This window comes from Streptomyces sp. NPDC099050, assembly GCF_044759865.1.
Taxonomy (GTDB): domain Bacteria; phylum Actinomycetota; class Actinomycetes; order Streptomycetales; family Streptomycetaceae; genus Streptomyces.
The window spans coordinates 232,214-238,568 of sequence record NZ_JBIWAE010000012.1 but is presented as its reverse complement, the minus strand read 5'-3'; the positions used below and the strand labels follow the sequence as shown (position 1 = coordinate 238,568).

5 protein-coding genes are annotated in these 6,355 nt (G+C 70.1%); 3 read left to right on the top strand and 2 right to left on the bottom strand.

The window, feature by feature from the left end:
* Positions 1–377: 377 nt before the first annotated feature.
* The gene (locus tag ACIQV3_RS21795) at positions 378–1,460 is read right to left on the bottom strand and encodes a TerC family protein (RefSeq protein ID WP_403714129.1); all 1,083 of its coding nucleotides are present in this window, start codon (positions 1,458–1,460) and stop codon (positions 378–380) included.
* Between the two features lie 786 nt (positions 1,461–2,246).
* Between ACIQV3_RS21795 and panD the strand changes: the two genes are divergently transcribed.
* Both panD and ACIQV3_RS21785 read left to right on the top strand, forming a co-directional pair.
* On the top strand, positions 2,247–2,666 hold the full coding sequence (panD, locus tag ACIQV3_RS21790; RefSeq protein ID WP_403714127.1) for an aspartate 1-decarboxylase: 420 nt from the start codon (positions 2,247–2,249) through the stop codon (positions 2,664–2,666).
* Positions 2,667–2,680: 14 nt separating this feature from the next.
* On the top strand, positions 2,681–3,043 hold the full coding sequence (locus tag ACIQV3_RS21785; RefSeq protein ID WP_403714125.1) for a GNAT family N-acetyltransferase: 363 nt from the start codon (positions 2,681–2,683) through the stop codon (positions 3,041–3,043).
* A gap of 345 nt (positions 3,044–3,388) precedes the next feature.
* Here the strand turns inward: ACIQV3_RS21785 and gndA are convergent, their stop codons facing one another.
* Positions 3,389–4,834, bottom strand: coding sequence for an NADP-dependent phosphogluconate dehydrogenase (gndA, locus tag ACIQV3_RS21780; protein ID WP_403714124.1), 1,446 nt, complete (start codon positions 4,832–4,834; stop codon positions 3,389–3,391).
* 207 nt (positions 4,835–5,041) lie between these two features.
* On the opposite strand from gndA, the gene ACIQV3_RS21775 reads away from it, so the two are divergent.
* The gene (locus ACIQV3_RS21775) at positions 5,042–6,319 is read left to right on the top strand and encodes a transglycosylase family protein (RefSeq protein WP_403714122.1); all 1,278 of its coding nucleotides are present in this window, start codon (positions 5,042–5,044) and stop codon (positions 6,317–6,319) included.
* Positions 6,320–6,355: the final 36 nt, after the last annotated feature.

Sequence of the window (6,355 nt, the reverse complement as noted above, 5' to 3'; positions counted from 1 at the left end):
AGGGGCACTCAACGTTCTACGGGCCGGGCTGGTCCGTCGCGACGCCAACCCGGCATAGCGAGAAGCCCCCTCATTTATGAGGGGGAGGAGTCACGTCGGCCCTGTTCTTGAGGGGGGGGCTACGGTTGGGTGGCGTGCTCGCCGGAATCAGGCTTGTGCCTGGGATCCAGGCGGTAGTCGGGGCAGTCGCGGTTCTGGCATGGGCCCGGTCCCCACACGGGAACGAATACCCCGAGGCTCTTATGGCGGTGGGGTGTGGCCGGCACGGACTGCCGACACGTCGGACACGCATACGCTTCAGGCTTGCGCTTCATCTTGACCATTTCTTTACGATATGCCTGTTTTGGTCGGTCGGGAAGTGGTCGGCTTCCGGACTGTCACGAGCGTGGAGGCGCTTCACCCTCTTGATCTGGTGGGCCGGTGGACGGCTCAGGGTCATCCACCGCGGGTGGTGCGCTACGCGCCTCGACCTGATCGGTGGACTCGGAGGCGCCTCTCTGCTCATCGGCCTGTTCCGGAACGCGCTTCGGGGCCGACCTTCTGAGGCTGAGCACCACGGAGCCCGTCAGGACGACGACAATGACGGCGAGGCTGATCGGTGAGGGGATTTCCGGGATGCTTGGGCTGATCAGCTTGTGTGACGCCTGGAGGATGAGCTTGACGCCGATGAAGGCGAGGATGATCGCCAGGCCTTTGCTCAGGTAGTGGAAGCGGTCCAGGAGGCCGGCGAGCATGAAGTAGAGGGCCCGCAGGCCGAGGATGGCGAACGCGTTGCTGGTGTAGACGATGAAGGCGTCGTCGCTGACCGCTAGGACGGCCGGGACGCTGTCGACGGCGAAGATCAGGTCGGCGGCCTCGATCGCGGCGACCACCGCGAGCAGCGGGGTCGCCACACGCTTGCCGGCTTCCCTGACGAAGAACTTCGCCCCGGCGTATTCGTCGCGCACCGGGATGATCTTGCGGAGCAGCCGCACGGCGAAGCTCTTACCCGGGTCGAAGCTGTCCTGCTCGTCCTTGAGTAGCTTGTACGTGCTGTAGAAGAGCACCGCCGCGAACGCGAACAGCACGGCGGTGAAGCGGCTGACGACGGCCACGCCGAGGGAGAGGAAGATGCCGCGGAAGACGAGGGCGCCGATGACGCCGAAGAACAGCACGCGGTGCTGGTAGGCCCTGGGTACCTTGAAGTAGGCGAAGATCACGGCGAAGACGAAGAGGTTGTCGACCGACAGGCTCTTCTCCAGCAGCCAGGCCGTCGTGTACTCGGTGCCGGCGGTCGTGCCGAGGACGAGGAAGACGACCCCGCCGAAGATCAGGGCCAGGCTCACCCACAGACCGCTCCAGGCCGCGGCTTCTTTGAAGCCGATGACGTGCGCGGTGCGGTGGGACAGCAAGTCGACCGCCAGCGACACCACCACCGTCGCGGCGAACGCCCCCCACAGCCAGAGCGGGACCTCAAGCACGCCGAACACCCTCACCTCGGCCCGCGCGAAATGCGTAGGCCTCCTTATCGCAGTGTGCGGCTTCCCGCCCGCTGGGGCACGCGGAACGGTCCCGGTACCCGTCGTCGGCGCAGCGTGCGTCCGCCCCGGCCCTCGGGTGCAGGCCGGGGCGGACGCAGGCATGATGGGGGTGGGGTAGCGGTTCAGGGAGGCGCCTGATGGCGGGAAGTCACCACTTTCACCTTGATGTCAGGGGCCACTCGGTGACCGTGAACGTCCACAGCGGCCATCCGGGACTGGTCGAACTGCTTGTCGACGGCAAGGAGACCGGCCGCTCCCGGCTGCACGGGAACCGGCCTGAGGTCGTGAGCGGGGAACTGCCCACAGACCCACCCGCGTCCGTCGCCGTCCGCGTCACTCCCGGACCTGGCACGCCCCGCTGTACCGCTGTCATAGACGGAGCGGAGACGATGATGTCCCCGCGTGCGACTTAGAGGTCATCTCAACTGGGACGACCGCCAGTTTCCTCCAAGTCGCCCTGTGCCCTCATGTGCCTGATGTGCCGTCAGGCAGGTCGGCATCTGGTCAGCATCGGTCCCCGAACATCCCGAAGTGGCTGTGTCCCATTCGAGCTGTGGTCGGCGGCGCGACCACGGCCTGGTTCGCGCGGAAGTGCAGGGCGAGGAGCCTTCTCGCCAGCGGGAATCGATGTTCCTTTTAAGCTTCGATCCGGCGCGTGTCAGTGTAGGGTGAGACCGCCCCTGACCTGCAGAAAGCTGGCAGGGAGCCGTCTTCTGGGAGTTCAGAATGCTGCGCACCATGTTCAAGTCCAAGATCCACCGCGCCACCGTCACCCAGGCCGACCTGCATTACGTCGGGTCCGTGACCATCGACGCCGATCTCCTCGACGCGGCGGATCTGCTGCCCGGCGAGCTCGTGCACATCGTGGACATCACCAACGGGGCGCGGCTGGAGACCTACGTCATCAAGGGCGAGCGCGGATCCGGGGTCATCGGGATCAACGGGGCCGCCGCGCACCTCGTGCACCCCGGTGACCTGGTCATCCTCATCAGCTACGGGCAGATGGACGACGCCGAGGCGCGCGTGTTCGAGCCGCGCGTCGTGCACGTCGACGGGGACAATCGCATCATCGAGCTGGGTGTGGATCCGTCCGCCCCGGTTCCGGGAACGGACCAGGAGCGCAGCCCCTACGCGGTGGCTGTCTGAGGGGAGTCGGGACGATGTCGCAGACCGGGTCGAGCGAATCGATCAAGATCGTGGACGACCGCCCGTCCGGGCGGCTGCTGACCGTCGAGGACGGGGCGGTGGTCGGATACATCGCCTACTTCGTGCTCAGCGAGGCGCCCCACGCCCTCGTGGCGGTGCACACCGTCGTCGAGCCGGGGCACGAGGGCCGCGGGATCGCCGGGAACCTGGTGAAGACCTTCTACGGGATCGCGGCCGACGAGGGCGTGCCCGTGGTCCCGCTCTGCCCGTATGCCGCGAGCTGGGCCGCCAAACACCCCGAGCAGGCGCCCGAGGCGCCGGCCGGGGTGGTGACCGCGGCCAAGGCGCAGCTCGACTCGGACTCCGACCTGTGGTGACGTCGTCGTCCCTGCCCAGGTCTCCCTGACGGGCGCGCCGGCCCGGGTCACCACCGCCGTGCCGGTCCCGTCCGGCCCCGGGTCCGGTCTCGTCGCCGCTCTGGGGGACCAGAGCGTGCGCCGGAACCCGGACCGGGGGAGGGTGGAGGTATGACACAGCCTCCCGTTCCCGAACCGGCCCCGGTGCCGAATCCGTTCCCGGATCCGGGGCCGCTGCCCCGGCCCGAGCCGCCGACGCCCGGTCCGGTGCCCGAACCCGACCCGATTCCGGCGCCGCCCGGCCCCGCGCCGCAGCCCGCACCGGAGCCGCTGAGCTGAGCTGAGCCGGCGCGGAAGCGCTGGGCGTCAGTCCGTACGGACTTCGGAGCGGTCGCCGCTCCACAGCGTGTGGTACGAGCCCTCGCGGTCGGTGCGCCGGTAGGTGTGCGCCCCGAAGAAGTCGCGCTGGCCCTGGGTCAGGGCCGCCGGGAGCCGCTCCGAGCGCAGGGCGTCGTAATACGCGAGCGAGGCCGCGAAGGCCGGTACCGGGATGCCCTGGCGGACCGCCGCCACCAGCACCTCGCGCCAGTCCTCCTGCGCGGCGCCGATCTCATCGGCGAATCCGGCGTCCGCCAGCAGGCTCGGCAGCTCCGGGCGGGCGTCGTACGCGGCCCGGATCCGGTCCAGGAACGCGGCGCGGATGATGCAGCCGCCGCGCCACAGCGAGGCCACGGCGCCCGGGTCCACGCCCCAGCCGTACTCCTCGCTGCCGGCCTGGATCTGGTGGAAGCCCTGGGTGTACGAGACGATCTTCGAGGCGTACAGGGCCTGCTCCACCCGGGCCGCGAAGGCGTCGGCGGCCTCCGCGGAGAGCGGCTCGGGCTTCGGGCCGGCCAGGCCGCGGGCGGCCGTGCGCAGCTCGCCGTGGCCCGACACCGCGCGGGCGAAGACGGCCTCGGCGATGCCGGACACCGGCACGCCCAGGTCGAGGGCGATCTGCACGGTCCAGCGGCCGGTGCCCTTCTGCTCGGCGGCGTCGGCGACCACGTCCACGAACGGCCGGCCGGTCGCGGCGTCCGTGTGCGCGAGCACTTCGGCGGTGATCTCGATCAGGTACGAGTCCAGCCGCCCCCTGTTCCAGGCGCGGAAGGTCTCGGCGATCTTCGCGGGGGAGTAGCCGGCCACCTCGCGCAGCAGGTGGTAGGCCTCCGCGATGAGCTGCATGTCGGCGTACTCGATGCCGTTGTGCACCATCTTCACGAAGTGCCCGGCGCCGTCGGGGCCCACGTGCGAGGTGCAGGGCGTGCCGTCGGCGGCCTTGGCGGAGATCTTCTCCAGCATCGGGCCGAGCGAGGCCCAGGATTCCTCGGATCCGCCGGGCATGATGCTCGGGCCGAGCAGCGCGCCCTCCTCGCCGCCCGAGATCCCGACGCCCACGAAGTGCAGGCCCTGCTCGCGCAGCTCCTTCTCGCGGCGGCGGGTGTCCTCGAAGTGGGCGTTCCCGCCGTCGATGATCACGTCGCCCGGCTCCAGCAGCGGGGCGAACTCGCGGATCACCGCGTCGGTCGGCTCGCCGGCCTTCACCATGATGATCAGACGGCGCGGGCGCTCCAGCGCGTCCACGAACTCCTTCGCGCTCCCGGCGGCCACGAAGGAGCCCTCGTGGCCGAACTCCTCCACGAGAGCCGTGGTCTTGGCGGTGGTGCGGTTGTGGACGGCGACGGTGAATCCGTTGCGGGCGAAGTTGCGGGCGAGGTTGCTGCCCATCACCGCGAGTCCGGTGACGCCGATCTGGGCCGTGCTGCTGGTCATGTGCGTGCGCTCCTGAGTGCGTCGACAGTGCATTCGATGTGCGGAGGAATGCAGGAACACCGACGCTACCCCGATGGTGATCCTTACCGGCGTCTTACATTCGGCGTTAAATCAACTTCCGCTCGAACGCGTTGTGTTGTGCGCCTTGTCATGCCCCGGTCGTGGCGTTAGGTTGCGAGTTTCCTGATGTCTTCGATGGGGGCTCCCATGCGCGTAAGGGGCCGGCACCGCCGGTATCAGCCGAGCAGCATCAACCGTGCTTCGCTCGTCGTCACCGCCGGCGGAGCCGGGATAGCACTGCCCCTGATCGGAGCGGGCACGGGGCACGCCGCCTCGCTGGACACGTGGAGCAAGGTCGCCGCCTGCGAGTCCACGAGCAACTGGCACATCAACACCGGCAACGGCTACTACGGCGGACTCCAGTTCAGCCAGAGCACCTGGCGCGCCTTCGGCGGGACCGCGTACGCCGCCCGAGCCGATCTGGCCACCAAGGCGCAGCAGATCGCGGTGGCGGAGAAGGTGCTGAAGGGTCAGGGGCCGCAGGCCTGGCCGGTCTGCGGGAAGCAGGCCGGACTGAGCCGCAGCGGCCCGGCACCCGCGCTCGGCGCCCAGGGCAAGGTGACGGGCCCGGGGAAGGCGACGGCCCCGAAGGTCGCGGCGCCGGCCGCTCCGAAGGCGGCTCCGAAGGCGGCTCCGAAGGCGGCTCCGAAGGCCGCTTCCCAAGCGGCGACGCCCCGCCCGGCCGGGGGTTCCGTCCTGCCCGACCCCTACGTCGTCGCTGCCGGGGACTCGCTGTCGGAGATCGCCACCGAGCAGCACGTCGACGGCGGCTGGCAGTCCCTGTACGCGACCAACCGGGCCGTCGTGGGCGGTGATCCGGACCTGATCTTCCCCGGGCAGCGCCTCACCCTGCGCGTCACGGCCGCGCCGCCCGCGCAGAATCCGCAGAAGCCGCCGCGCACGGCCGAGCCGGTGAAGCCCGTGGCACCGGCGAAGCCCGCCGAGCAGGCGGGTACGAAGCCGGCGAAGCCCGCGGAGAAACCCGCGGAGAAACCTGCCGAGAGGCCGCAGACCCCCTCCGGGGCCTTCAGCGCCCCGGTCGACGCGGGCCTCGGCACCGGCTACCACGTCGCGGGTTCGTCCTGGTCGAGCGGCTACCACACCGGGATCGACTTCCCGGTGGCCACCGGCACCACCGTCAAGGCCGTCAGCAGCGGGCAGATCGTCTCAGCCGGCTGGGCCGGTGCGTACGGATACCAGGTCGTCATCCGGCACACCGACGGCCGGTACTCCCAGTACGCGCACCTCTCGGCGGTCTCGGTCAAAGCCGGCTCGGCGGTCTCCGGCGGGCAGCGCATCGGCCGTTCCGGGGCGACGGGGAACGTGACCGGGCCGCACCTGCACTTCGAGATGCGCACGGGACCCGGCTACGGCACCGACATCGACCCGCTGAGGTACCTGCGGGCCCACGGAGTCAGCATCTGAAGCCGGGGCCGGGGCCGGGACCGGGACCGCGGCGGT